This is a genomic window from Natronolimnohabitans innermongolicus JCM 12255, from assembly GCF_000337215.1.
GTDB lineage: Archaea > Halobacteriota > Halobacteria > Halobacteriales > Natrialbaceae > Natronolimnohabitans > Natronolimnohabitans innermongolicus.
In genome coordinates this window covers 72143-97130 of sequence record NZ_AOHZ01000044.1, presented here as the reverse complement: position 1 = coordinate 97130, position 24988 = coordinate 72143, and the positions used below count along the sequence as shown (strand labels likewise).

The following is a 24988-nucleotide window of genomic DNA, read 5'->3' as shown; positions in this document are numbered from 1 at the left end:
CGTCTCTGTCACTCCCAGGTCTGGACGGTGAGCGTTACGTCGCCGATCTGCAACTCCTCGGCGAGGAACGCGTCGAGTTCGTCTTGGGCCGCAGCGTCGTCGTCAGCGGCGGCGATGATCCCCTCGACGTCGCTCTGGTAGGCGTCCTCGAGGTCGGCTTCGATAACGGTCGAGAGGTTCGAAGCGAGCCGCTCGTTTGCCGTCTTGACGTCAGCCACGGATCGATTCAGCGGGGCGCCCTCCTCGAGGTCGGCCGCGGTCAGCGCGTCGTCGGCGGCGGCGCCGAACTGGAGGTAGCGGTAGACGGCCAGATCGCGCTCGAGGTCGTCGCTCTGGAGGGCGACGGTCGTCGCTCGCTCGGGGAAGTACGAATCGACGATCCGTTCGGCGAGCAGGTCAGCCGTCGGCTCGAAGCTCCGGTCGTCGACGTCGTACAGCCCCGAAACCTCGTCGTCGCGCAGTTCCGTCTGTTGGCTCGGCACGCGTTTCGTGACGGAACTGACGTCGGCGTCCGACGGCGGCGCGTTGCCGACGGTGAGTTCGGATTCGATCGTCGCGCCGTCGTACGGCTCCCACCGCGCCCAGATCTGCGTGTTTTCGCTCGCCCCGGTCAGTTCGCCCTGGACGTTGCGGTCGACTCCCGCTGCGAAGTGAGTCCCCGCTTCGGAGACGCGTTCGCCGTCGACGCGGACGGTGGCGGCGACGGCGCTGGTGAGTAGTTCCGCGAGCGTCCCGTGGGTGACGCGTTCGTACGCCGCGTCGTCGTAGTGGGCGTTCTCGAAGGCAACGTCGCTGTCGTCGGCGACGTCCGCGATCGAGTATTCGACGGTCGTCGTCGACGAGCCGATCGTCTGGGCGGTCTGATCGGCGAGTTCGGGTTCGATGCCGTCGTCGTCGAGCGAGAGGTATGCTGCGACCAGGAGCACCGAAGCGCTGACGAGCAACATACAGAGGGCGACGTCGAGCACCGTACTAACCGCTCGATCGCGATCTCGCGGTCCCGCTCGTTGCCCCGGTCTGGCCTCCGGCGTGGACCCCATCGCTACCAGACCTCCACGCGGAGCGTTCCGCTGTCGACGTCACCGGGCGGCGTCCCCGCGTGGTCGACGCTGATCGGTCTGTCGGCCGTCGTCACCTCGTCGGGTCGCTCGTCCTCGTCGACGTCGGTCTCGATCGTGCCGTCGTCGTGGACGAGTACGTCGTCGACGAGACGCTCGCCGCCGGGCGCGTCGCCATCGGTGACGACCACCTCGAGGTAGACCGTCTTCCCGGCCGGTGGTCGAAGGTTCGCCTCGAGTCGGTCGTCCGTCTCGTCGTAGACACCGTCCGACCCGGCGTTGTCCCACACCTGTTCGACGACGGTTTCGGCCGGGTCCTGCGTCCCGCCGGCGCTCAATGCGCCGGTAACGTAACCGCCGTAGAGGCCGACTGCGAGAACGACGACGGCGATCGCCGCCAGCGCGGCGATCGGTTCGGTCTGTCCTCGCCACCTACGGATCGACGATCGTGATGGTGTACTGTTCTCGGTCATCGATGGTCTGAACGTGTCTCGAGTCCGCGGCAACGGACCAGTCGTCGCCGTCGCCGTAGCGGTCCGGATCGATCGTCAGCGTACGGACGGTGAGTTCGCTGCTGGCGTCGTGCCACTCCCCGTCGGTCTCGGCGGCCGTCTCGTCGACTCGCTCGAGGATCGTCGCGATCGCGTCGTCGCGATCGTTCGCGGCGAACTCGTCGGCGAACTCGTCTTCGAGATCGGTCCCCTGGGTCACGTTCTGGAGCCGTTCGTGATCGTCGCCGACGAGAACGATTGGATCGTAGGCGAGCGTCTCGCTTGCCGTTCCGTGTTCGTTCTCGAGTTCGACGAGGGTACCAGCCTCGACGCGAAGCCGGTCGGCGTCGTAGCCGTGTTCGGCGCTCGCTTCGTAGGGGTTGCCGCTGACGCGGTCGATACCGTGTGCGACGCCGTCTGCGTCGGGTGGGGCGCCGGAGGGAAGGCCGATCACGACGCCGGCGATCGCCACGCTGGCGATCGAGACGCCGATCCAGATGTACCACGCATCGGCCGGCGCTTCCCAATCCATGCCCTGATTGGACGCCCTCTAGTACTTAAACTTTGGACGGTCGAGGACGGAGATAGCAGGTAAGGCAGCGACGCTCGAGCGACGCCGCGCTGACTCGAGCGGCTACAATAGTCCGACCAGAAACACCGTCGCGACGTAGAGGAGGATCGCGCTGACGAGGTTGGAGCCGACGTGGTAGCCGATCAGCGCCCGATCCATGCCGTTTCGGAGCCCGATCGTCAGTGGCGTGAGGATGAAACAGAGCAAGACGACGTAGACTCCGATGACGATCGAGACCGCCTCCGTCGGAAACGCGGCCGCCTCCTCCGTGAGGTCGATCACGTCGCCGGACAGGAGACTCGCCATCCCGACGGTCGTCCCGGCGACCAGCGGCCCGAAGTAGGCGGTCGTACTCTCTAAGGTGTCGGTAACCGTCGTTAGCTGACGTTTCGCCTCGCTTTCGACGTCCTCGAGTTCCTCCAGGTGGTCGGCCATCGCGACGATCGCTCGGCCGGCGGGTTGTCCTTCGTCGGCGGCGATCGACAGCAACACGGCCGTCCCGCGTGCTCGCGAACTGGGGACGTTCCGGAGCGCTCCGTAGGTGCCGAGAAACGCTTCCTCGACGCCCAGGTGAAGGCGTCGCTGGAGGGTTGCAACGCGTTCGAACACGTCGCCGGTCTCGGCAGGCACGCGCTCGGCCGCCAGTTCGATCGCGGACTCGACGGATTCGCCTTCGGCGACCTGTCGGCCGACCAGATAGAGCGCGTCGGTCAGGTGTGCTTCGACCTCGCGGATGTGATTGCGAACCTCGAGGACGGGTTTGAAGATCGCGACGAGCGCGACGCCGATCCCCAGTCCGAACGCGGCGACCCAGGCCAGACTCCCGAGTCCGAGGGCGGCCGTTCCGACGAACGCGAACACGGCGGCACCGAGTCCCCACGCGCTGCGAAGCCAGAGCCGGTCGGGAACGTCGGGGTGATCGCGCGTGACCGTCGGCGGCGGGAACGCGACGGGGCGGCGCGAGAGCAGCCAGAGCCCGGCCGCGGTGAGCACGATCGGCAAGAGGACGTTGTAGACGACGACGAACGCCCAGATGTTGACGCCGACGCCGGCGATAGGGACGACGGGAACGAGCGCGACCAGCGCGAGCGGAATCATCACGCCGAAGGCGAACAGCCCCGTCGTCGGGCTTCGAATAGACGACGTAAACTCCGCCATCTGGTTTCGCGTTCCGTTCAACATTGCGTTCAGTGCCCGATCGAGTGTCCGACCGCGTTCGCCCGTCGGCGCGTCCTGTGCCATCGCCAGCAGGTGAGCCGAGCGGCGCAGCGCCGGAAACTGGTCTGCCCACTCGTCGGCAAACGAGAGCAGCCCCGTTCGTGGCGTCCCGATCGAGCGATCGATATGCCTGGCGAGACTCCGCGACAGCGGGCTGTACCTCGTGTCGGCGGCGAACCGGACTGCACTCTCGAGCGAGGGCTGGACCTGCATCCGGAGGACGGCCCGGCCGATCAGGTTCGGCGCGTCCCCGAGCGCTTCCGTTCGTTCGAACGCGGCGTGAAGATGCGGGAGTGTGTGTACCGCGTGTACGGCAAGGAGCGTCAGTGCGACCATCGCCGGAAGGACGGCGAGAATCGGCAGCGGGGTCGCCACCAGCAGCGACGAACAGAGCAGTGCTAACAGACCGGCGCCGTAGCCGCCCCGAACGACCGTTTCAGGCTCAAGCGGCGAGTCCGTAAACGAGAGCGCGTCGGCGAGTTCGTCGCCGTAGGTAACCTCCCAGGGGTAGAGTCTCGCGAGGTGGCCGACGACGAGTGGGATCGCGCTCATCGGTTACTCACTGTCCTGGGATCGGTCGGCGTAGGCTCGCGCGACCTCGTCCGGCGCGGTTCGACCGTCGCTCGAGAGCGCGGCGAGTCGGCGGCGTCGGTGCTCGATCTCGCGGCGAATGTCGGCGTACTCCTCGTCGGGACCGGTGATTGCGTCGACGAAGCGACTCTCGCCGCGGTCGATCCGGCCGGTCGGTTCCGCCCGTTCGGCCCCCATCTCGTACAGCGGTTCGAACCGGATCTCGTCGCCCGAGCCGATCACCTCCTCGATGCGTGCCACTCGCCGCTCGCGTCCGTTGGTCGTCTCGAAGGCCTGGACCGTAACGACCAGATCCGTCGCCCCGAACGACGAGGGCGGGACCTCGAGGTCGGAGACGACGCGTTCGAAGACGTCGTGGGCACCGTCGCCGTGAATCGTCCCGAGTACGGCGTTGGCGTTGGCGCCGACGCGCATCGCCTCGTAGAGGACCGACGCCTCCTCGCCGCGGATTTCGCCGACGACCAGCGCACCGTCCCCGAGCCGAAGTGCTGTTCTGAGCGCCGCTGCCGGCGTGATCTCGGGCCCCTCGCCGGTGCCAGTTCGCAGCGACTGTACGTCACGGCCAACCGACTGGAGCGACTCGACGGGGAGTTCGGGCGTGTCTTCGATAACAACCGTTCGCGTCCCCGGAGACAGTTCGTACAGCAACGTTCCCAACAGCGTCGTCTTCCCCGCGCCGCGGGTTCCCGCAACGAGGGCCGCCGCGTTTCGTTCGACGGCGACGGAGAGAAACGCGCCGACCTCGTCGGTCATCGTTCCGTTGGCGACGAGCCCCGGTAGGGTAAACCGGTCGTCGGCTTGCTCTCGGAACGCGAACGCCGTCCCCTTCGAAACGGGATCCGTAACGCCGGCGATCCGGAGATCCGTTCCGATGTGAAGGTCGGCCGTCGCATCGACGGTCGGGTTCGCCCGCGAGAACGCCCGGCCGCTCGTTCGTCGGACGCGAGAGGCCAGCGCTTTAGCCCCTTTCGGCGTCAACTCGATGTTCGTCGCCATCGATTCGCCGTCGACGACGACCCGAATCGGGTTGTTCTCGACCGGCGACGTGGCGTAGACGTCGGACACCCGAGGATCGGCGAAGAGATCCTCGAGGACCCCGTAGCCGTTCGTGTGTTTTGCGAGGATCGACGTCAGCATCGGATCGACCGGTTCCGACGTGACGCGTTCGATCGCTCGTGACGGTGCCCGCTCACCGTCGACGTGTCCCTCGGCGATCGCCTCGTAGCCGTCGATGAGAATCTCGCGCTCGAGATCGTCTACCGTGAGATCGAGCAAGTCGAGCGCGTAGAGCGGGACGTCGTCGGGTCGATCGTAGATTCGGACTTCGCTTCCGGTCTCGACGTCGGTTACGTCCCGGAGTCGCGCGCCGTCGGCGATCGTCTGATCGACGTAGTAGTAGGCGATCGTCAGGCCGACCGTCGGCGTCAGCACGTCTCCGTAATCGTCGATCTCCGAGCCGAGTTCCGTCAGTCCGGACTCGACGCCCACGTCGGCGATCGGTCCAACGCGCGTCCGCACCTCCTCGGCCACCGCCAGTGGATCGGTCGCAGCCGCCTCGGCGAGTCGCTCGTCGCGGTCGCCGAGCAGTTCGATGAATCGTCCGGCCGCCGCGAGCAGCGCCGTCCCTCGCTCGCCGTACTGATACTCGAGGCCGTTCGAGCGAACGGTGATCGCCGTCGCGTCCCGTTGTTTCAGTCGCTCGATGACGGTCCGACGACAGGCTGGTGCGCTCTCGAGGCTTCCGTCACAGTCGGTCGCATCGACCGCGAGGACGTCCTCGTCGAACGCCGTCTCACACGCACACCCCGCGTCGGGTTCCGACGGGAGAATTCCGTCGAGGACCTCCTCGAGCCCCAACTCCTCGACGATTCCCCGAAGCGAACGTGGGACGCCACCCGTAGACATGTGGCTATTGGGTTCCCGATCGGGTTTAAATCTATACGCGGGCGAGCGAACCGATCAAGGCGACGGCTCGGCCTGCTCTCGTGGCGGATGCGGGGTCAGGGCGCCACCGCCGCGCCCGCACCTGCGCTCTCACTCCCGTCGATCGTCTCGTTGCTCGAGACCGTCACGTCGGTTTCGTCGATCGTCTCGTTGCTCGAGACCGTCACCTCGTGTGTGGCGTCGGCTACCGACTCCGATTCCCAGTCGCCCAGACAGAGCTCACCGATAATTGGCAACTGGATTCGGGTCCCGGAACAGGATGGGTCACCCACCTCCGTGTCGGCGCTGAGCGTCACCGTGGATTCCGAGCCCGGTTCGACCGCGATCGATTCCGCGTCCGAGCGGATGCCATCGATCGCGAGGTCGATCGACTGCGTATCGACCTCGTCGCCGGTGTTTGCGACGGCGACAGTGACCTCGATCGGATCGCCCGCCTCGACCGGATCGTTCGTCCCGACGATCTCGACGTCGAACGACGCCGGTTCCGGCGGCTCGGTTTCTACCTTTCCGTCGTGGGTGGCGACGACGACACGTTCGCCGTGAGGGTCTTCGGCGAGTGCGAGTTCGAGTTCGGTGTCGCCGCCACCGCCGAGTTCGATCGACCGGTTCTCAGAGGGGGTCTGGTAGACGATCGGTGCGTCGATTGTCAACTGTTGCTGACTTCGGCCGGAGACGGTGTAGGTGACGCGGCTCGTCCCCTCAGTTATGCGTTCGATCTCGACGCTGTCGACCGATTGCGTCGTCAGGCTATCGCCGGGCAGCGAGACCGTCACCGTTCGAACCGGTCGCTGTTGGCCGTCCGGGGGAAGCTCTTCGTTCTCGAGCAGCGAGACGGCTGCAGATTCGATCGAATCGAGTTCGCTTACCGTCTGTCGGTCGCTGTTCTCCGTCGCCGCGTAGTTGATCGCTGGCACCGAGAGCGCGAGGAGCGCGACCGCCAGAACGGCGACGAGGACGTATCGAATCACGACAGTTTCGCCCGAACCGTCGCGAGCAGGCCGTCGTCGCTTTCAGTTGCGGCCTCCGTTGTGTTCGCTTCGCCGTCGGTTGACTCCGTCGCGGACGCCGTTTTCGTCCCCTCGCTTTCGCGACGCTCGCCGAGCGCCCGCTCGACTGAGCCCTGTTCGGCCGCGGCCAGGGCGCCCGCACCGGGTTCGGTCGCCGAATCTGGGGTCGCCGCTCCGCTGGCTGTCGACTCGTCTGCACACCACTCGAAGCTCCCGTCGTCACCGGAACCACTTCCGTCGTCGCTACCGACGACCGACGCAACTGCGGCCTCGGGCGATTCGGCTGCGTTCGTTGCGCCGGTCGCTTCGGCCGAGCCGGCCGTTCCAGGTTCGTCTCTTCTGGCCGATCGGTCCCCCTCCGCGGACGCGACATCCGGCGACCGACGGCGGTCCCGCGCGGGCTCGGCCGCTCCCTCAGCGCCCGCCCGCAGTCGCTTCGGTCTCGGCGCGACTCGCTCGTCGCGTTCGGCGGTCTCCCGGCGGACCGCTTCCAGCGCGCCCTCGAGATCGTCGATCCGCTCCTCGAGGCGATCGACCGTCGCGACGGCCGAGGCGGCCTGTCGCTCGACGGTCTCGTTGACCGACTCGACGTTCGTGACGACGCCGGCCACCGACTCCGTCTGCGCCTCGAGCGTTGCCAGTCGCCGCTCTTGCTCGTCGATCCGCTCCTCGAGTCGCTCGACGGTTTCCGTAAGCGTCGCTAGCTCCGCTAGCTCATCGACCTCGTAGTCACCGTCGATGACGGCTCGTTCGACGGCGGCGAGACGGTGCTCGATCCGGTCGATATCAGACATAGTGTATGTTCGCCCCCGTTATCATTTAAAATTCCACACCGCCTCGATCGATCGATTGCGGTCCCCATGCGGGCGACCACACGCGGTTCCGTCCGTGAGTCCGTCCCCGGTCCCGCGTCCCCCAGGCCCTTCCGCCAGCTGCAGTCTGGATCCGCCCGTCAGCTGCGGTCTGAATCTCGGGGTCCGGTCACGGTCTCGATTTCGGTCTCGAGGGCGCCGTCGTCGACGAAATCGCTCGCCCGTGGGCTGTCGCCGCCGTGGGGCGTCTGGCGCCGTCTGATCCGTGCAGCGTGGATCGTCTCCGTCGCATCGTCGACGATCACTACCTCGCCCGCTTCGGTCGGCAGCCGCGTCTCCAGCGACTCGTTCATGTAGGTCGGTCGTGCGCGCTCGAGGGCCTCGAGGTCGGCTTCGGCGGTGAGCCGGTGGGACACGAGCACGTCGGACTGGGAAATGCCGACCGGCGGCACCGCGCTGGGTCGTTGCGTCGCGGAGACGAGACTGACTCCCGGCGCGCGCCCACGCGTAAGTATTCGCTCGAGCGCCGGTTCGGCGACACCGTCGAAGAACGTGTGGGCCTCGTCGAGCAGCAACCACGGAAGCCGGTCGATCGTCTCGCGGACGCGGGCCCGGTAGAGCGCCTCGCCGACGCCGCGGCAGACGGCGTTCATCGGTCTGGCCTCGAGCCCGGAGACGTCGACGACCGTGACGGCCGAACTCGCGAGTTCGCTCGCCGAGAGGCCGTTGGGATCGAAGACGCCCCAGGAGGCGGCGAGCTCGAGGTGGTTGATGGCGGCGCGCGTATCGACCGCGGGGGCGTCGGTCGCGTCGACGTGATCGCACATCTCGTCGATCGTTGTCGCGTTTGCCGCGGCCTGCCAGACCAGACCGCCGGCGCCGCTCTCCGGCGAGAGATCGAGGAGCTCACACCACGACTGCGGATCGAGCGAGGTCGGGGTGACCGTCGGCGCCGAACGGATCTCGGTCGGAACCGGGTCGCCGTCGGCGTCCGCCGCGAGCGTCTCGAAGACGCCCATCGGATCGACGACCACCGGCGCGACACCCGGGGAACGTGCGAGTTCCTCGGCGATGACGCCGAGCGTGTACGACTTCCCGTAGCCGCGTTTGCCGACGACGAGCATGGCGTGTGGGCCGTCCAGATCGAGGTAGAGGTCCGCCCCTGCGCTCCCGTCGAGCGCCCGGTACCGGCCGAGATGACCCGCCAGTCCCGTTTCCGACTCCTCGCCACGGCCGATTACGAAGCTCACAGCCCTAATCCTGGCCTCCTCGAGATTATAATTTTCGCTCCAAGGTTTAAGTCAAAAGGCGCGACTAATAGCGACATGCGTAGCAAGCGACGGAACGCTGAGACGTCGTCAGGGGACGGGTCCGTCCGCCACTTCGGTGACGACGACCGGGCAATCGAGGGGCTTCCGATTCGGCTGGTGATCGCGATCGTCATCGGCGTCGCCGCGATGGCGCTCATGATGTCCATGCTCGACGGTCTCGATCAGTTCAACGACGAGGAAATTACGATCGACTTTCAAGACGACGCCGTAGTCGAAGAGGGAGAGACGTTCGAGGTGAAAGTCGTCGACGAGAGCGGCAACGGCGTCGATGGGGCACAAGTGAATGCGAACGGAGATACCGCCAACCTTGGCGAATCAGGTTCAGACACCGTTGAGGAAACGGGTGCAGAGGGAGTAACAGAGTTTGACGTCGATCCTGAGCTCCCACAGGGACAGGACTCGGGCTACATCGAGTTCGAAATCCAGCCGCCGTCTGACAGCTCCTACACCGAAGCCAGCGAGCACGAGCGGATCCTCGTCGTCTCCGCCGACTGATCGCATTCGGATTTCACTCATGGACCACACCGACATCCTCTGCCACTCGAGCGACACACTGCTGGAGACGAGCGGAATCGCCCGGCGGCTTTCGGAGCTACCCGCCCAGCCAGGGATAACTCACGGACGAGGCCATGCCTGAGCAGTCGAACCGCGTCGTGACGAGAGGCGTCTCGCGGGTGCTCCTGCTCGCCGTCCTCGTTACGGTCGGCTCGCTCTGGCTGGTCGGGGCCGCCGCGGCGGATCCGCGGGACGGATTCGCCGGCAGCGGAACCGAAGCGGATCCGTTCGTCGTCACCACCGTCGAGGAGCTAGAACGGATCGACGACCTCGAGACCTACCGCGAAGACGAACTCGACGTCGAGGCGTTTCATTACGTCCTCGGGAACGATATCGACGCGAGCGAGACCAGCGCGTGGGAGGGTGGTGCCGGTTTCGAACCGATCGGCGACCGACGCGACGCCGCGCTTACGGGAACGTTCGACGGCCGGAATCATACGATCTCGAACCTCCATATTACGCGGCCCTCCGAGGAGTACGTCGGACTGTTCGGCTATTCCGAAGGCGAAATCAAGAACGTCAGTCTGGAGACCGTCAGCATCGTCGGTGACGGCGAGGTCGGGGCCATCGTCGGGCGAAACGGCGAGGAGGGCGTCGTCGAAGACGTCTCGATTTCGGGTGAGATCAAGGGAATCGACCGACGGATCGGCGGCGCCGTCGGGCGAAACGAGGGCGAGGTCAGCGCCGTGGGCGTCGTCGGTGACGTCGAGTCGACCGATCGAGAGATCGGCGGGCTAATCGGCCAAAATCACGGGGCGGTCGACCGGTCGTACTTCGTCGGCACGGTCGGCGGCGAACGCGATATCGGCGGCGTTATCGGTACCAACCAGGGTTCTCTCCGATCGGCATTCGCTGCCGGGACGGTCGAGGGCGACCGGCGTATCGCGGGCGTCGTCGGGACGAACGACGGTGCGGTGAGTCAGGTCTACTCTCTGGCGACCGTCGAGGGTGAGCGGGACGTCGCCGGAATCGGCGGCTCGAACGCCGGAACCGTGTCGAATGCCTACTCAGCCGGCACGATCGACGGTGATCGACGAGTAGCCGCGGCGGTCGCGACCACCGACGGCATCGTCGAAGACGTCTACTGGGATCTCGAGGCGACCGGCCAACACGACGCGTTCGACGACGACGATGGGAACCAGGACGACGTGAGCGGTCTCGAGCCCTGGGAACTGACCGGCGAGAACGCGACGAGACATGCGACCCTCGATTTCGACTCGACGTGGACGGTAACCGAAACGTACCCTCGCCTCGGGTGGGAGGACGATCGTAACGTTCCCGCGGCGGTCTACGACCTCGAGGTCCAGACCGAACCGCCGGAACCGGAGTCGGAGTCGGAGACGAGTGCCGACGACTCCGCAGACGACGGCGGACTCCTGTCGATGTCGACGCTCTGGGCTGGCCTGGGTCTCCTCTTGCTCGGGATCGTCGCCGGTAGCGGATTCTACGCGTATCGACGGCTGGGAGGCGACGAACCGGACGAATCGAACGGACAGCGTCGACGGAGGTACTGAGGGTGGTACTCGATCAGCACCCTCGGATCGACGCGACGGGGTCGAACCGATCGAGTCTCGACCGACCTTCGAGCGTGCGGTCGCTGTGCGAATCGCGGAGACAGAACTCACCGATCGATCGAGACAACGCTGATACACCATGGATATCGATACCGTAGCAACGGAATCGTTACTCGGAGCCTCGTACGGGCTACTGCTCGCTGTTCCGGCGGGAGTCGTCATCGCCGTCGCGGCGATCGGCGTCCGATACGGGACGCGACGACGGATACCGCACACGGCGTCCGTTCCGATCGCACTGGCACTCGCGGTGGTCACCGGATACAGCATCGGCGTCTTCGACGTCGACCCGCTGTCGGCCGAGACGGTTCGGCTCGTGACGGCGCTTCTCGTCGTCGCTCCAATCGGTGCATTCGCCGGCCGACTCGGCTGGCGACTCGCGACCGAACTGCCCCTCGAACGGTCGCTGCCTCTCGAGCGCGGCCGAACGCTCTCGGCCGATGCGATCGATGCGGTCGACGCGATGGGGCAGGTGACGATCCGCGCCGACGGCGACGTCAGCGCGTTCGAGGGCTATCCGCCGCTCGATCCGTCACTTCGAACCGCACTCGAGACGGATGCGTGGCGGCTGCCGGCGGATCTCCCGCTCTCGGAACTCGAGGTTCGACTCGAGGACCGCCTACGGACGACGTACGACCTCGAGGCCGCGTCGGTCACCGTCGACCCTCGAGGCCGGGCGACGATTACGGTCGCGCCGCCGTCGAGCGGCGTTTCGAGGCGCGTTCCGGAGGGGTGGCGGGCGGTTTCCGTCTCGGCGCTCTTACCGACCGGACTGCGCCCGGGTGACGACGTGCTCGCGGTGACCGACTCGGAATCGGTCGCCGGGACCGTCGTGAGCACGACCGACGGCGAGACGGTGGTTGCAGACGGTGGCGCCGCTACGACAGCCGCAAGCGGCGTCACGCCATCGCTTCCGTCGGCACCGTCGGCCGGCGGTGAGGGACGACTCACGATCGCCGTCCCGACGACGGACGCCGAGGCGCTCCTCGAGGCCGATCACGTCGGCGTCGTCGCGACGCCGGGCGAAACGACTCCCGAACTGGAGGCGATATCGCTGCTCGAGCGCGACGGAACGGCGATTCGGACGGCCACCGTGACCGACGCCATCGTGGACGCCGTCGAGGACGACGACTCAGCGCTCAGGATCGTCGCCGTTCGCGGGGCAGGGACGTCCCGCGGGGGGACAAACCGTGGCGAAACGACCCGCGGGGAGACGATCTGCGACAATGAACCGAGCGACGGGACGGCGACGACCTCGTCGACGGACAGCATCGACTGGACGTTCGACCCCGATCCGGACGCGATCACGGTCGGAACCGAGGCGATTCTCCTCGGAGACGACGGGACGGTTCTCGAGTATCGGGCGGACGAGCCCGACCGACAGCGAACGGAGGCAGGCCGATGATCGATCAGCTGTCCGCTGCTCTGTTCGGTTCAGCGCTCACCCTCGAGTCGCTCGCCGTGCTCGCAGCCGAGCCGATCCAGAACGGTGACGCGTTCGGTGACGAGGCGACGGTCGAGTGGACTCGAGTCGCGTTGCTCGGTATCCTCGGGTACGGGCTGCTCGCGGGTGCGAGCGCGCTCGCGCTGTCCGGCGGCTACCGAGCGGTGACCGCTCGCGAACTCCCCGTCGGCGGCGCCGTTCTGTTCGGTCTCGCGCCGCCGGCGGGCTGGCTCAGTTATCGGGCCGTCGTCCACGGCGAGGTCGTCGCCGACTCGCCGCTGGTCCACTACACTTCCGGGCTCTTTCTGCTCGGCGTCGTCGCAGCGGGGACCGTCGCGGCGGTCGGCGGCCGACGGTTGGGCGATCACCTCGCCTGCGGTGCGCTCGGCGTCCGCCGCGTCGACGCCGCCGGCTCGGTCGCGGATCTCGTTCGCTCCGCGGGACTCTCGGTGACACTCTCCCTTCCGGACTCGATCGACGACGCCGAAGGGTATCCGTCCGTCGACGAGGGGGTCAAACGCGACCTCGCGGGGCGACGGCTCCGGTTCCCGAACGACTGTTCGCCGACGGAACTGCGCGCTCGACTCGAGCGACGCCTCGAGGTCGACTTCGGGATCGGCTACGTCAGCGCCGAGTTATCGGCAGCCGGTGACGTAGAAACGCTCACGGTCGGCGGCCGACGCGACGGCATCGGCCCGACGCTGGGACCGAACTGCGTCGCCGTTGCGGTCGCCGCTGATCCGCCGTCGAAAGCGAGCGCCGGCGATCCGGTCGAGGTCTGGACGACCGGATCGGAATCGACGCAGTACGTCGCGACGGGAACGCTCCGTGCGAGCACCGATTCGACCGTGACGCTCGTCGTCGACGCCGACGACGCCGACTCGCTCACAGCCGGCGGCCGGTACCGACTCACGACGCGTCCGGCGGAGCCGAGTACGGGTTACGCCCTCGTCGCTGCGATCCGCAGCGCCGACGAGACGGTCGCCGTTCGAACGGTCGAGTCCGACGGTCCCCTCGAGAGCGAGTTCGCCGGCTGGGTGCCGGGAACCGTGTTGGCGATCGGCCGGGGCGAGGACGTACTGTCGCTACCGGCGGACAACGAACCGCTCGAGGCGGGCGACACGCTCTACGTCTTCGGAACGCCCGACCAACTCGACGGACCGGTAGGAGAGCCAGCGTCGGATTCTCCCGGCGATACAGCGGTTGATGAGGGGCAGGCGGCGTGATCGAACGTGAGTCGAACTCGCGTTTCGTCTCACTCGTTCGTCCCGATCGACTCCTGTTCGCGGTCGATCGTCCGCCCGCTGAAGGGGAGTCGATCCTGTAGCCAGACGACCGCCGGCCAGTCGTTCATTCGGTCGGCGACGATCGGAACGACGAGGACGGCCGCCGTCGCGATCGCGTAGCCGACGATCTCGAGACCCGCCACGAGCGGATGGGCCGGCCAGACGACGGGAATCGCACGGAGTACGAACACGACGGGCAGGCAGAGCGCGGCGAGCAGGACGATCGCGGCGCCCCGAGGTTCCGTCGTCCGTCCCGCAACGTACTGCCAGGCGAGCGTCGCACCGACCGCCGCGCCGATCGTCATCGTCGTGAACTCTCTCGAGCCGAGAGCGAACGCGAGCACCGCGATAACGCCTGCGAGACCGAAAATCGTCCCTGGTTCAGAATCGTCGCCGCGGACGACGAGCGCGACGAACGCGAGTCCGATCGCGACGCCGACGACGACGTCGCCAACGTAGTGGACGCCGATGACGACACGAGAGACTGCGATGAGAGCGATGACCGTTCCGGCCGCGACGTACCGCTGTCGTCGCGTCCCGGTGTCGGCGACGACCGCGAGTGCACCGTAGAAGGCGGCACCGCCGAGTGCGTGCGCGCTCGGGAAGCTGTACCCACCGTAGCCGCCGGCGAGTTCGGGCCGCGGTCGCAGAAAGATCCCTTTCATGCCGGCGCTGATCGCCAGCGCGCCCAGCCCGATCGCGATCACGAGCGCCCGTTGCTCGCGGCGCGACTCGGCGCCGAACCAGTACAACAGCGTCGCGAAGACGATCAGCGTCGCACCGTCGCCGAGATGCGTGACGTATTCGAAAGCAGTAATCGCGGCCTCCGGCAGCGCGTCTCTGATCGCCTCGTTGGTCGATTCGTCGAACAACGCGTCCTCGAGAACACCCCGTGCCATCCGTTCTCTGAACGGTCGAAAGCCGCTCCCAAAACACTGTTGGCGGGCTCCGTGCAGTCCAGACTCTCCGAGCATCGAATCGTCAAGGGCAATAGCTTTCGGGACGCCCCCGTACAGATACGCCTATGTCAGCACTCCGGAGTGCAGCCGAGACCGCCGTTCGGCAGTGTCTCGCGCTGGAGGGGACGGAATCCTGCGCGGTTGTCACCGACGACGAACGCGAACCGATCGGCGAGGCGATCTACGAGGTCGCAAGCGAGGTTACCGACGATGCGGTGATCGTCCGCTATCCGCCCGGCGAGACCCACGGCAGCGAGCCGCCCGAGCCGGTCGCGGCGGCGATGGCCGGCGCGGACGTCGTGCTCGCACCGACGACGAAGAGCCTGAGCCACACCCGCGCCCGAACCGACGCGAACGACGCCGGCGCCCGCGTCGCGACGCTCCCGGGGATCACCGAGGACGTGTTTACGACCGGACTCGAGGCCGACTACGAGTCGATCGCCGCCCACTGCGAGGACGTCCGCGAACAGGTCGACGGGGCCGACGAGATCCGCGTGACGACGCCCGCCGGAACCGACATCACGTTCGGCATCGGCGACCGCGAGTGGCTCTCGGACACCGGTATCGTCCACGAACCCGGCCGGATGTCGAACCTGCCCGCCGGCGAGGTGTTCGTCAGCCCCGAGACCGCGGACGGGACGTTCGTCGTCGACGGGACGATACGTCCCCACGGGTTGCTCGAGGACGGACAGGAGCTCACCTTCGAGGTCGAAGACGGTCTCGTCACGCACGTCTCGGACGACGAAATCCGCGAGACGGTCGAGGGAGCGGCCGAGGACGTCGGCGACGCCGCGTACAACCTCGCGGAGCTCGGAATCGGCACGAACGTGGCCGTTACGGAACTCGTCGGCTCCGTCCTCTTAGACGAGAAAGCCGGCGGAACGGTCCACATCGCCATCGGCGACAACGCGGGAATCGGCGGCGAAACGGAGGCGCCGATCCACCTCGACGGCATTCTCCGGAATCCGACGGTGTACGCCGACGGCACGGAACTCGCGCTTCCGGAAGCGTCCAGTAGCCACTGAGAGTCGATGCACACCCAATCGCCGGACAGCATCGCGAACGGTGTGTGATTCGTTTCAGTGGCTACTGTAGTCGGTCGGCGTAAGGGTCTCGTCGCTATTCCGAGACCGGTCGGTATCGACGGTCGACGGAGACGAGACGCCGCGTCGTGTGCCCCGCTGTCACCCACACGCTCGGTCCAATCGCCTTTTAGGTACGTAGCGTCTAGGCCGTATTATGAACGATTCCGACATTCCGGACCGGATCCCGGTTTCCTGTCCGTCCTGTTCGCCGGACCTCGAGACGGTACACGAGGTACTGACGGCGACGGAGGGCGGCGGAACCGTCACCGTCCGATGTAGCGAGTGCAGCCACGTCCACAAGGTCCAACCAGAACGGGAACGCGAGGTAACGCTCGACGTCGTCGTCTCCCAGGAGGGCGAATCCTTCACGGCGAACGTGACGACGCCCGAAGACGAGACGATCGAAGTCGGCGACGAGTTCATCCTCGAGACCGACGAGGTGCTCTCGACGGTTCGCGTGACCAGCGTCGAACTCGACGGACAGAAGCGCCGCGAGGAGGCCGCCGCCGAGGACGTCGAAACCGTCTGGACCCGCGAGGTCGACAACGTCGCGGTCAACGTCACCGTCCACCCCCAGGACGGCTCGAAAAACGACAGCCGCTCGATTACGGTCCACGTCCCCGGCGACTACGAGTTCGAGGTCGGCGAGATCGAGGAGTTCGGCGACGACGAAATCGAAATCGACGCCTTCGTCGTCCGCGACGACGCCTCCGGCTACCACCGCGACCGCTACGAGATGGACGGCGACGTGGTCTTCGCAAAGGACACCAAGCGCGTCTACGCTTACGACCAGCAGACCAGCGCCTGGTCTGCCTGGTAGGTATCGTCGCCGCCGTAACCGAGTTCTATACTTCCCCTCGACGTGGCGTTCGGGCTTGTGCTATCGGAACGATTTCTATATATACCACGAAAGCCCCACCCGCGGTGGCTCAACCAGTCATCCGATCCGGGTGGGACTAAAAGCGGCTGCTATCGACCGGACTCCAGCAGGGGCTTTCGTGGCGTTCTCGTCGCCGAGTGGCGAACGCGACTACGACAATTGGCACGTGCCGCACAATTGAACCGATTCTACTGCGCCCCACAGCCTATTGGCGGCGAGCGCGTAGCCTCGAGTATGTTCGATCGGTTCCGCGACGACGATTCCGGCTCCGATCCCGACGACTTCGAGGCGGCCCGGGAACGGATGGTTCAGGGGCTCTCCGCCCGTATCGACGACGAGCGAGTCCTCGAGGCCATGGCGGCGGTCCCGCGCCACGAGTTCGTGCCGCCCGATCGTCGACGCAGCGCCTACGAGGATCGCCCGCTGCCGATCGGCGACGGCCAGACCATCAGCGCCCCGCACATGGTCGCGATCATGGGCGACGAACTGTCGCTCGAGCCCGGCGACGAAGTTCTCGAGGTCGGCACGGGGTGTGGCTATCACGCTGCGGTCACCGCCGAACTCGTCGGCGCCGAGAACGTCTACACCGTCGAGTACGGCGAGGCCCTCGCCGAGCAAGCCCGCGAACAACTCGCGGCCGTCGGCTACGAGGACGTGGCCGTTCGAACCGGCGACGGCCGCGAGGGCTGGCCCGAACACGCACCCTACGACGCGGCCTACATCACCTGTGCGGCGGCCGAATTCCCCGACCCCGTCGTCGAACAGATCCGCCCCGGCGGTACGCTCCTCGTGCCGATCGGCACCGGCTTCCAGACGCTCGTCGAGGCGACGAAACGCGAGGACGGACGCCTCGAGCGGACCGAACACGGCGGCGTCCGATTCGTGGCGATTCGGGGGTAGTGTACCGACGACGAAACTCCGATTGGAGCCGTCCCGTCGTGCCGTACTACCGTCGAACGGACGACGGTTCGGCCGATTCAACGCAAGCGCGGCATTGATACCTACCGGAGCGATACTCCGGGTATGGACCCCGCGGTACTGCGAGAGGACATGGTCGACGGCCTCGAGTCCCCAGCCAAGGACGTGCTGGACGACGAAACCGTCGCCGTGGCGATGCGCGACGTCCCGCGCCACGAGTTCGTCGACGACGAGCGGTCGGCCTACGCCGACCGGGAACACGAACTGTTCGGAACGCGCGTGCTGGCCCCGAGCACCGTCGCCAGACTGCTTCAGGCGCTCGACCTTACCCCCGACGACGACGTGCTGGTCGTCGGCGCCGGCGTCGGATACACGGCGGCCGTCGTCGCCGAAATCGTCGGCGAAGCCAGCGTTCACGCCGTCGACATTTCCCGACCACTGGTCGTCGAAGCCCGCCAGAACCTGGACCGTGCCGGCTACGGCGGCGTGCTCGTCGACCGCCGCGACGGCGCGAAGGGGCTCCCCGAGTACGCCCCGTTCGATCGAATCCTCCTCGAGGCCGCCGCGGTCGATCCGCCGCGGGCGCTCCTCGAGCAACTGACCGACGACGGTCGACTGGTCTTTCCTCGCGGGACGCACCGACAGCGACTCGAGGCCGTTTCCGCGGACGGCGACCGGACGCGGACGGACGCCGTCTCGTTCGATCCGTTACTGGTCGAGGGCGAACAGTCGGGCGCGATCGAACGCAATCGAATGGCTCGTGAGGACCGCGAGCACGCGGTACGACGCGCCGAATCCCGCCGCGGATGGGAACAGGAGTGGATCGAGTGGGAGTCGGTCGGATCCAACTGAGACGCGCCGCTGTGGCGACGAGACGGCGAGCCGTCGATCGACAGCCATGCCGTTATGTCGGAAGTGGTTCGTCTCAGACGCCTCTCGAGATCGAACGTCTACCGGACTAACCGTTTCTTCCGGTTTGGCTACATACTCCTCGCGGTCGCTCGGGGAAAAGTGGGGGGGTGGGGGGATTGGGGGTGGCGACAGGCTATCGCAGATCGCCAATTATGGCTACGGTGTTCGGTTGGGTAAATATATCTTCTAATCAATTAGTGACGAACGGCATTGGTGCACTAATTATTTAGAACCACTGCTGGGCAACGAGAGGTGCTGCAGTTCAATCAAATCGGATTCGGGCGCGGCGAACGCGGCGACCACTACCCGTCGGTCGACACCAGTTCAGACGGTCAGATCGCGGCTCCCGCTCACCCGCGACGAATCACGCACGCGCGGTGAACTGGCTGTAAGATTCGTACGGGACCGTGTTCCGAGACGACTGGCGAAGTCGACCGCGGACGCCAACGGCGGACGGGCGGAGCTGAACGACTCGCCTTGCACGCCGATCGCGGTACCGCTACGATCGAATCGGTCGACGAATTTCGGTCGTCTCGAGGGATCGATTCGGCACCGTCGTTCGACTCGACCGTAGCAACCGCTCGGAGACGAGCGTTCGGGGGAAAAGTGGGGGGTGGGGGGATTGGGGGTGGCGACAGGCTATCGCAGATCGCCACTTACGGGTACGGAGCAGCGATAAGTAAGGGTGTCTTCTAACTGTGTAGCAGATCAGAAACAAGCACTCTAATTATTTAGAACTCCCGTCGAACGCCAGCGTCACGAGCTTGCGTTCGGCCGCACGAAGGTGATACTGGTACGTCGGGGACGAGACGCCGAGCGCGTCGGCGAGATCCGCTCCGGTACTTTCCCGCGGCCACTCGAAGAAGCCGCTGTAGTGTGCCGCCTGCAGGGCCTCGAACTGTTTGCTGGTCAATCGCTCCTCGAGGTGCGTATCGAGCTGGCGAGCCGAGGGCGAACTCGCGGTTTCGCGTCTGGCCTCTAGTTCCGTCTCGGGATACCCCTCGCGGAGTGCCTCGATGAGCGACCGGGCGTCGACTTGCTGGGGGAGCTCTACGACGACGGTCGTCGTCCCGTTTCGAGCTGTCGCGGTCTTGAGCCCCACGTCGTAGCTTCGCAACGTCTCCAGAAACGGCGACGAGGTGACCGTCAACTCGACCAGTAGCTCGTCTTCTCCCTCCGAGACGACCGAGACGCTCTCGATCGACGCCCACTCCTCGAGCGGGGTGAGATCGGCCGTCTCCGGCGCGCTCACGAAGACGACGAGTTCGTCGTCTCGCTCGATCACCCCCTCGATCGTCACCGCGCCCTCGGTCCGGTCGGCGAACCGATTCAAGAGGAGCCGAGAATCGCTGACCGCGAGTTCGAGCTCGAGTCGACTGTCCGTCAGCATCGCGCGCGTTCGCTCGACGGAATGAATCGCGTGGCCGATCGTCTCGCCGAGTTCGGCGAGGACCTCGAGTTCGCCGTCGCCGATCGAGTTGACGCCGGTTACGTGGACCAGTAAGACGCCGTAGGCGCGCTCGGTATCCGTCACCGGAACCGCGAGAATCGTCTGGTAGCCGTACGTCAACGCTTCTTTTCGCCGCCGATCCCAGCCGTCGGCCTCGAGGACGTTCCGAACGACCTGGACGCGACCCTCCTCGAGGGTCGTTTCGGCGAGTCGGAGTTCCGGCGCCTGTTTCCCGTCGTCTCGGATCCGATCGATGAACGCCGCGTCGATATCGGCCCAGGCCGTCGGCTCGGGCGGATCGTCGTCGCTCGAGGCGATCCAGGCGAATCGATACCGCTCGGTGTCGGCCAGCCGTTCACAGACCGTCGTCTCGATCTCCGATCGCGTCGATGCCTGTGCGACGCCGTGGTTGATCTCCCGGACGATCTCGTTCGTGTGATTGAGCCGCGTGAGCTCTTCGTTCTGCTGCGTGAGCGTCCGATCGTGTTCACGGAGTAACTGTTCGCGTTCGGCCCGATCCAACGCCGCCTCCGTGTTCGCCGCCAGAATGTGCAACAGCTCCGTCATCGTCTCGTCGAAGCCGTCGACGTCCTCGGTTCCCGCGACCAGGACGCCGTGAGTGCCGAGCGGAACGATCAGCTCGCTCCGGCTCAACGTCTTCGCTTCCGCGTCGCGCGTGACGTCCTCGTAGTAGGCGCTTTCCCCTTCCGAGAAGACCTCCCAGACGTGTCCTTCCCCCTGGTCGAAGTCCATCTCCGGATCGACGAGCTCTCGAGACTCTCGCGTCGAGGCGGCGTGCTCCAGGGCCGCCTCCGTGGGGTTGAACGCGTACGCCGCGGCGATCGGGACGTCGAGAATCTCGCCCGCCGTCTCGACCGCCGAGCGGTAAATTTCTCGTTTCGTGCCAGCGCGCATCAGATCCCGGGTCGTTTCGTGCAGCGTCGTCAGCGTTCGCTCGTAGCGGCGCTCGCTCTCGCGAAGTTCCGTTTCGGTCCGGTACTGGGAGACCGCGTTCGTGATCTGGTTCGCCAGCAGGGCGTACTGCTCCTCGCCGGATTCCTTCTGTAGATACTGCGTAACGCCCGCCGCGATCGCTTCGCTTGCGATCTCCTCGGATCCGCGCCCGGTAAACAGAATAAAGGGGAGGTCGGGATCGTCCTCTCGGACGCGTTCCAGAAACTCGAGGCCGGTCATCCTCGGCATCTCGTAATCGCTGACGATACAGTCGATCTGGCGGTCGTCGATGATCTCGAGCGCCGCTCCGGCGCTGGTCGCCGACTCGGCGACGATTTCGTCCCGCTCGCGCTCGAGCATCTCGCCGGCGAGGTCGGCAAATCCCGGCTCGTTGTCGACGACGAGAACGGTGATCGGATTCGTCATTCGAGACACGTGTGGTGCTATGGGATGCAAAACGGGTCGGTGCTAAATAATTAGTGCTCTGTCTGTCAGCCGACACCGTCTACGAACCGTGGTTCTCGCTCGACGACTGGGGAATCGTTCCGGTGAATTCGTACGTTTCTGCCCAGTTTATCGCGGGGTGGTCGATTTCCGATTCGAAGCGTAGCTCCATCTTCTGTTCGGTCGCAACCGCAGCATCGATCCAGTAGAACCGTTCGTTTCCCGGATAGTATACGAAGAACGCGTCGGTCGCTCCGCGATAGGTCTGTTCGTAATAGTCACCACCTCTCGTCGTCTGGGAATGAGTATTGAACCGTATCGTCTGTTCCTTGTTCGACCACGCCGTCTTGCACTGTAATCGGTAAAGCGCCGCCTCGTCGTCGACGATCAGGTCGTACTTGTCGTTGTCTCCGAACGGAATCGAAACGCTGTAGCCACACTCGATAAGTCTCGTGAGCGCTTTGGACTCGGTCCTGTCGCCAGTTTCCTTCGAGTTAGACATACGCGATTTGGCCGCGGTATCCGATAAAAACCTTCGTCTCGCTGGGTTTGCTCGAGTTCGCGACAACTCGTTGTTTTCAAATCCCTCATCGGCGTTTTGCTGACGGCGCCACTCGTTCGTCGCGACGCTCCTTACACGTGGTTGACGTCAGCAGAAAGCGCCCGGAGCGGGATTTGAACCCGCGTCACAACCGTGACAGGGTTGTATGATGGGCCACTACACNAAGCGCCCGGAGCGGGATTTGAACCCGCGTCACAACCGTGACAGGGTTGTATGATGGGCCACTACACCATCCGGGCTTCCAACGCAACTTACCGTTTCCCGCTCGAAGTATTAAGGGTTGTGTTCTGGATATTGTTCACTCGAGTTACTATTCCGACGGCGGTTCGCTCGCAGATGGAAGTTTACTACACAAGACAGCTATAGATTCCGAGAAAACGCTTGGGCGGGGTCCGAACTTCGGTCGGTTCGTTCACCGCGTTCGCGCTACTCCACGACCAAATCTCTTTGCGACCGCTTTTCACTCTCGAGGATTTCGCGACGGATACAACCGTTGCTCGCGAATTTAACATCGAAGAAGCGCCCGGAGCGGGATTTGAACCCGGCGGAGACGGTCCGGGCGTGCGGCGCTTCGCGCCGTTCCGGGCCTGCGGCTCGTTGTTTTCAAATCCCTCATCGGCGTTTTGCTGACGGCGCCACTCGTTCGTCGCGACGCTCCTCACACGTGGTTGACGTCAGCAGAAAGCGCCCGGAGCGGGATTTGAACCCGCGTCACAACCGTGACAGGGTTGTATGATGGGCCACTACACNAAGCGCCCGGAGCGGGATTTGAACCCGCGTCACAACCGTGACAGGGTTGTATGATGGGCCACTACACCATCCGGGCTTCCAACGCAACTCATCGTTTCCCGCTCGGAGTATTAAGGCTTTCCAATCGATAGCCGTGTGGTAGGGGAAATCGGGACAGGGCGGCGCCTCGAGCGATCCGTGTCACACAGCACCACTCTCCACAAGGAATATAACTGATACTGCGGTATCCACAGACGTGATCGGCGCCTTCGGTCAAGGTCGCCGCGGTCGAGTAGCCACGCTTCTGGATCGAGTTAGTAACCGTTAAATGCGTGCCGGCGGTATCTGGCTGTAGTATCTCGTGACAGCCGCTTCTCTCCCGGTAGCCGACACGCACACCAACTTCAACACATGGTAGACGTAAGCCAACACGAACTCGTCCCGGATCACTCCGTACTCGACGAGGACACTCTGGAGGAGGTCCTCGAGGAGTACGATATCGATCGCACAGACCTGCCCAAAATCAAGCGCAACGATTCCGCCTTGCCCGACGAGGCGGAGATCGGCGACGTCATCAAGATCGTTCGGAACTCACGGACAACCGATCAGGCCGTCGTATACCGACTCGTGGTGGAATAAATGTCAGTGGACCTATCACGCGAAAAACGACGCGAAATCTCGCGCGAGTACTTCTCGAAGGAACGGATCGCCGAACACCACTACCGCTCGTTTAACGCCTTCCTGAATCGGGGGATGCAGGAGGTCGTCGACGAGAAGGAGACGATCGACACGGACATCGGCGACAAGGAAGGCGAAGAGCCGGTTCACGTCGAACTCGGTGACGTCCGCGTCGTCACGCCCCGCGTTCGGGAGGCCGACGGCTCCGAAGAACTGCTCTACCCGCAGGAGGCGCGGCTCCGTAACATCACCTACTCCGCGCCCGTCTTCATGGAGATGTCGATCGTCAAGGGCGAGGAAGGCGACCAGCGCGTCGTCGACTCGACGGAGACGAAGATCGGCCGGATGCCGATCATGGTCGGCTCCGAGAAGTGTAACATCGCCGGTTTCTCCGACGAGGAACTCGTCGAGATCGGCGAGGACCCCGCCGACCCCGGCGGCTACTTCATCGTCAACGGCTCCGAGCGCGTGCTGATGACGAGCGAGGACCTCGCACCGAACAAGATCCTCGCGGAGTACGACACCAAGTACGGCGACGAGATCCAGGTCGCGAAGACCTTCTCGCAGCGCCGTGGTTACCGCGCGCTCGTCCTCTGTGAACGAACACGCGACGGCCTGCTCGAGGTCTCGTTCCCCTCCGTGTCGGGATCGATCAACTTCGTCACCCTCGTACGCGCGCTCGGACTCGAGTCCGACGAAGAGATCGTCCACAAGGTCTCGAACGACCCCGAGGTCGTCAAGTACATGCTCGAAAACCTCGAGGCGGCCGAGGTCCAGACCGAGGAAGAAGCGATCGAGACGCTCGGAAAGCGCGTCGCCTCCGGTCAGGGGAAAAACTACCAGCTCAAGCGGGCCAACTACGTCATCGATCGGTACCTCCTGCCACACCTCCACGAGGACGGCGTCGAGGAGGAGGACGTCCGAATCAACAAGGCACACTACCTCTGTCGGATGGCCGAGGCGTGTTTCGAACTCGCGCTGGGACGCCGTGACTCCGACGACAAGGACCACTACGCGAACAAGCGCCTGAAGGTCAGCGGCGACCTCATGAGGGACCTGTTCCGAACCGCGCTGAACAAGCTGGCGCGGGACGTGAAGTACCAACTCGAGCGCGCCAACATGCGAAACCGGAACCTCTCGGTCTCGACCGTCGTTCGATCCGACGTCCTGACCGAGCGACTCGAGCATCCGATCGCGACGGGCAACTGGGTGGGTGGCCGCTCCGGCGTCTCCCAGCTCGTCGACCGAACGGACTTCATGGGAGTGCTTTCGCACCTGCGCCGACTGCGCAGTCCGCTCTCGCGCAGTCAGCCCCACTTCGAGGCGCGGGACCTGCACGCGACCCAGTGGGGTCGCATCGGGCCCTCCGAGACGCCGGAGGGGCCGAACTGTGGGCTGGTGAAGAACTTCGCGCAGTCGATGGAGCTCTCCCAGAACGTCGAGGACGAACAGGCACTCAAACGCGAACTGGCATCGATGGGCGTCGAGGGGATTCCGGGCCTCGAGGGCATCGAACGATCGACCGCAGACGACTAACA

Annotated in this window: 21 protein-coding genes and 2 tRNA genes; 10 read left to right on the top strand and 13 right to left on the bottom strand. The window is 65.4% G+C overall.

Going from position 1 to position 24988, the window contains the following annotated elements; genetic code table 11:
• Positions 1–8: 8 nt before the first annotated feature.
• The 8 genes from C493_RS09900 to C493_RS09865 all read right to left on the bottom strand — a co-directional run bounded on the left by C493_RS09900 (position 9) and on the right by C493_RS09865 (position 8942).
• Positions 9–1040, bottom strand: a complete 1032-nt coding sequence (locus tag C493_RS09900; RefSeq protein WP_152421133.1) for a DUF7284 family protein — start codon at positions 1038–1040, stop codon at positions 9–11.
• A gap of 2 nt (positions 1041–1042) precedes the next feature.
• Positions 1043–1531 (bottom strand): DUF7285 family protein, encoded by a 489-nt coding sequence (locus tag C493_RS23035; protein WP_007259287.1) that lies wholly within the window; start codon positions 1529–1531, stop codon positions 1043–1045.
• Positions 1491–2081, bottom strand: coding sequence for a DUF7283 family protein (locus C493_RS09890; protein ID WP_007259286.1), 591 nt, complete (start codon positions 2079–2081; stop codon positions 1491–1493). The genes C493_RS23035 and C493_RS09890 overlap by 41 nt, the downstream gene beginning before the upstream one ends.
• Positions 2082–2183: 102 nt before the next feature.
• A complete protein-coding gene (locus C493_RS09885; protein ID WP_007259285.1) occupies positions 2184–3890 on the bottom strand; it encodes a type II secretion system F family protein in 1707 nt (568 codons plus the stop codon).
• 3 nt (positions 3891–3893) lie between these two features.
• Positions 3894–5834: a type II/IV secretion system ATPase subunit gene (locus tag C493_RS09880; RefSeq protein ID WP_007259284.1), complete on the bottom strand. Its 1941-nt coding sequence runs from the start codon at positions 5832–5834 to the stop codon at positions 3894–3896.
• A 95-nt stretch (positions 5835–5929) separates the two neighbouring features.
• Positions 5930–6841 carry a DUF7311 family protein gene (locus C493_RS23630; RefSeq protein WP_007259283.1) on the bottom strand — a complete coding sequence of 304 codons (912 nt, stop codon included), beginning with the start codon at positions 6839–6841 and terminating at the stop codon, positions 5930–5932.
• Positions 6838–7674, bottom strand: a complete 837-nt coding sequence (locus tag C493_RS09870) for a DUF7310 family coiled-coil domain-containing protein (protein WP_007259282.1) — start codon at positions 7672–7674, stop codon at positions 6838–6840. Before C493_RS09870 ends, C493_RS23630 begins: the two co-directional genes overlap by 4 nt.
• 158 nt (positions 7675–7832) lie before the next feature.
• Positions 7833–8942: an ATP-binding protein gene (locus tag C493_RS09865; protein ID WP_007259281.1), complete on the bottom strand. Its 1110-nt coding sequence runs from the start codon at positions 8940–8942 to the stop codon at positions 7833–7835.
• Positions 8943–9017: 75 nt separating this feature from the next.
• Between C493_RS09865 and C493_RS09860 the strand changes: the two genes are divergently transcribed.
• From C493_RS09860 to C493_RS09845, 4 genes are all read left to right on the top strand, one after another.
• Complete coding sequence (locus C493_RS09860; RefSeq protein WP_007259280.1) at positions 9018–9518, top strand: hypothetical protein; 501 nt, start codon at positions 9018–9020, stop codon at positions 9516–9518.
• A gap of 134 nt (positions 9519–9652) precedes the next feature.
• On the top strand, positions 9653–11092 hold the full coding sequence (locus C493_RS09855; protein WP_007259279.1) for a M26 family metallopeptidase: 1440 nt from the start codon (positions 9653–9655) through the stop codon (positions 11090–11092).
• A gap of 139 nt (positions 11093–11231) precedes the next feature.
• A complete protein-coding gene (locus C493_RS09850) occupies positions 11232–12554 on the top strand; it encodes a hypothetical protein (RefSeq protein ID WP_007259278.1) in 1323 nt (440 codons plus the stop codon).
• Entirely contained in the window at positions 12551–13819 is a 1269-nt protein-coding gene (locus tag C493_RS09845) for a cation:proton antiporter regulatory subunit (RefSeq protein ID WP_007259277.1), read from the top strand. Before C493_RS09850 ends, C493_RS09845 begins: the two co-directional genes overlap by 4 nt.
• 29 nt (positions 13820–13848) lie before the next feature.
• Here C493_RS09845 and C493_RS09840 read toward each other — a convergent pair whose 3' ends face one another.
• The gene (locus tag C493_RS09840) at positions 13849–14778 is read right to left on the bottom strand and encodes a phosphatase PAP2 family protein (protein WP_007259276.1); all 930 of its coding nucleotides are present in this window, start codon (positions 14776–14778) and stop codon (positions 13849–13851) included.
• A gap of 125 nt (positions 14779–14903) precedes the next feature.
• Here C493_RS09840 and C493_RS09835 point away from each other — a divergent pair, with 125 nt between their 5' ends.
• From C493_RS09835 to C493_RS09820, 4 genes are all read left to right on the top strand, one after another.
• Positions 14904–15863, top strand: a complete 960-nt coding sequence (locus C493_RS09835; RefSeq protein WP_007259275.1) for an aminopeptidase — start codon at positions 14904–14906, stop codon at positions 15861–15863.
• 214 nt (positions 15864–16077) lie between these two features.
• Complete coding sequence (locus tag C493_RS09830) at positions 16078–16743, top strand: HVO_0476 family zinc finger protein (protein ID WP_007259274.1); 666 nt, start codon at positions 16078–16080, stop codon at positions 16741–16743.
• A gap of 294 nt (positions 16744–17037) precedes the next feature.
• On the top strand, positions 17038–17703 hold the full coding sequence (locus tag C493_RS09825) for a protein-L-isoaspartate(D-aspartate) O-methyltransferase (RefSeq protein WP_007259273.1): 666 nt from the start codon (positions 17038–17040) through the stop codon (positions 17701–17703).
• A 123-nt stretch (positions 17704–17826) separates the two neighbouring features.
• Positions 17827–18573, top strand: a complete 747-nt coding sequence (locus tag C493_RS09820) for a protein-L-isoaspartate O-methyltransferase family protein (protein WP_007259272.1) — start codon at positions 17827–17829, stop codon at positions 18571–18573.
• Between the two features lie 787 nt (positions 18574–19360).
• Here C493_RS09820 and C493_RS09815 read toward each other — a convergent pair.
• The 4 genes from C493_RS09815 to C493_RS09795 form a co-directional block, all read right to left on the bottom strand.
• Positions 19361–21463: a bacterio-opsin activator domain-containing protein gene (locus C493_RS09815; protein ID WP_007259271.1), complete on the bottom strand. Its 2103-nt coding sequence runs from the start codon at positions 21461–21463 to the stop codon at positions 19361–19363.
• 79 nt (positions 21464–21542) lie between these two features.
• Positions 21543–21983, bottom strand: a complete 441-nt coding sequence (locus C493_RS09810; protein WP_007259270.1) for a group I intron-associated PD-(D/E)XK endonuclease — start codon at positions 21981–21983, stop codon at positions 21543–21545.
• Positions 21984–22209: 226 nt separating this feature from the next.
• Positions 22210–22282: transfer RNA gene (locus C493_RS09805), tRNA-Asp, on the bottom strand.
• Positions 22283–22796: 514 nt separating this feature from the next.
• Positions 22797–22869: transfer RNA gene (locus C493_RS09795), tRNA-Asp, on the bottom strand.
• 314 nt (positions 22870–23183) lie between these two features.
• Here C493_RS09795 and C493_RS09790 point away from each other — a divergent pair.
• Together C493_RS09790 and C493_RS09785 are read left to right on the top strand one after the other, a co-directional pair.
• Complete coding sequence (locus C493_RS09790; RefSeq protein ID WP_007259269.1) at positions 23184–23411, top strand: DNA-directed RNA polymerase subunit H; 228 nt, start codon at positions 23184–23186, stop codon at positions 23409–23411.
• Positions 23412–24986, top strand: a complete 1575-nt coding sequence (locus C493_RS09785) for a DNA-directed RNA polymerase subunit B'' (RefSeq protein ID WP_007259268.1) — start codon at positions 23412–23414, stop codon at positions 24984–24986.
• Positions 24987–24988 lie beyond the last annotated feature (2 nt).

Coding starts and splice junctions, on each gene's coding strand:
- C493_RS09855 (WP_007259279.1), top strand. CDS start 9,653: ATGCCTGAGCAGTCGAACCGCGTCGTGACGAGAGGCGTCTCGCGGGTG.
- C493_RS09885 (WP_007259285.1), bottom strand. CDS start 3,890: ATGAGCGCGATCCCACTCGTCGTCGGCCACCTCGCGAGACTCTACCCC.
- C493_RS09785 (WP_007259268.1), top strand. CDS start 23,412: ATGTCAGTGGACCTATCACGCGAAAAACGACGCGAAATCTCGCGCGAG.
- C493_RS09890 (WP_007259286.1), bottom strand. CDS start 2,081: ATGGATTGGGAAGCGCCGGCCGATGCGTGGTACATCTGGATCGGCGTC.
- C493_RS09880 (WP_007259284.1), bottom strand. CDS start 5,834: ATGTCTACGGGTGGCGTCCCACGTTCGCTTCGGGGAATCGTCGAGGAG.
- C493_RS23035 (WP_007259287.1), bottom strand. CDS start 1,531: ATGACCGAGAACAGTACACCATCACGATCGTCGATCCGTAGGTGGCGA.
- C493_RS09850 (WP_007259278.1), top strand. CDS start 11,232: ATGGATATCGATACCGTAGCAACGGAATCGTTACTCGGAGCCTCGTAC.
- C493_RS09815 (WP_007259271.1), bottom strand. CDS start 21,463: ATGACGAATCCGATCACCGTTCTCGTCGTCGACAACGAGCCGGGATTT.
- C493_RS09840 (WP_007259276.1), bottom strand. CDS start 14,778: ATGGCACGGGGTGTTCTCGAGGACGCGTTGTTCGACGAATCGACCAAC.
- C493_RS09810 (WP_007259270.1), bottom strand. CDS start 21,983: ATGTCTAACTCGAAGGAAACTGGCGACAGGACCGAGTCCAAAGCGCTC.
- C493_RS09830 (WP_007259274.1), top strand. CDS start 16,078: ATGAACGATTCCGACATTCCGGACCGGATCCCGGTTTCCTGTCCGTCC.
- C493_RS09835 (WP_007259275.1), top strand. CDS start 14,904: ATGTCAGCACTCCGGAGTGCAGCCGAGACCGCCGTTCGGCAGTGTCTC.
- C493_RS09825 (WP_007259273.1), top strand. CDS start 17,038: ATGTTCGATCGGTTCCGCGACGACGATTCCGGCTCCGATCCCGACGAC.
- C493_RS09790 (WP_007259269.1), top strand. CDS start 23,184: ATGGTAGACGTAAGCCAACACGAACTCGTCCCGGATCACTCCGTACTC.
- C493_RS09845 (WP_007259277.1), top strand. CDS start 12,551: ATGATCGATCAGCTGTCCGCTGCTCTGTTCGGTTCAGCGCTCACCCTC.
- C493_RS09870 (WP_007259282.1), bottom strand. CDS start 7,674: ATGTCTGATATCGACCGGATCGAGCACCGTCTCGCCGCCGTCGAACGA.
- C493_RS09860 (WP_007259280.1), top strand. CDS start 9,018: ATGCGTAGCAAGCGACGGAACGCTGAGACGTCGTCAGGGGACGGGTCC.
- C493_RS09820 (WP_007259272.1), top strand. CDS start 17,827: ATGGACCCCGCGGTACTGCGAGAGGACATGGTCGACGGCCTCGAGTCC.
- C493_RS09900 (WP_152421133.1), bottom strand. CDS start 1,040: ATGGGGTCCACGCCGGAGGCCAGACCGGGGCAACGAGCGGGACCGCGA.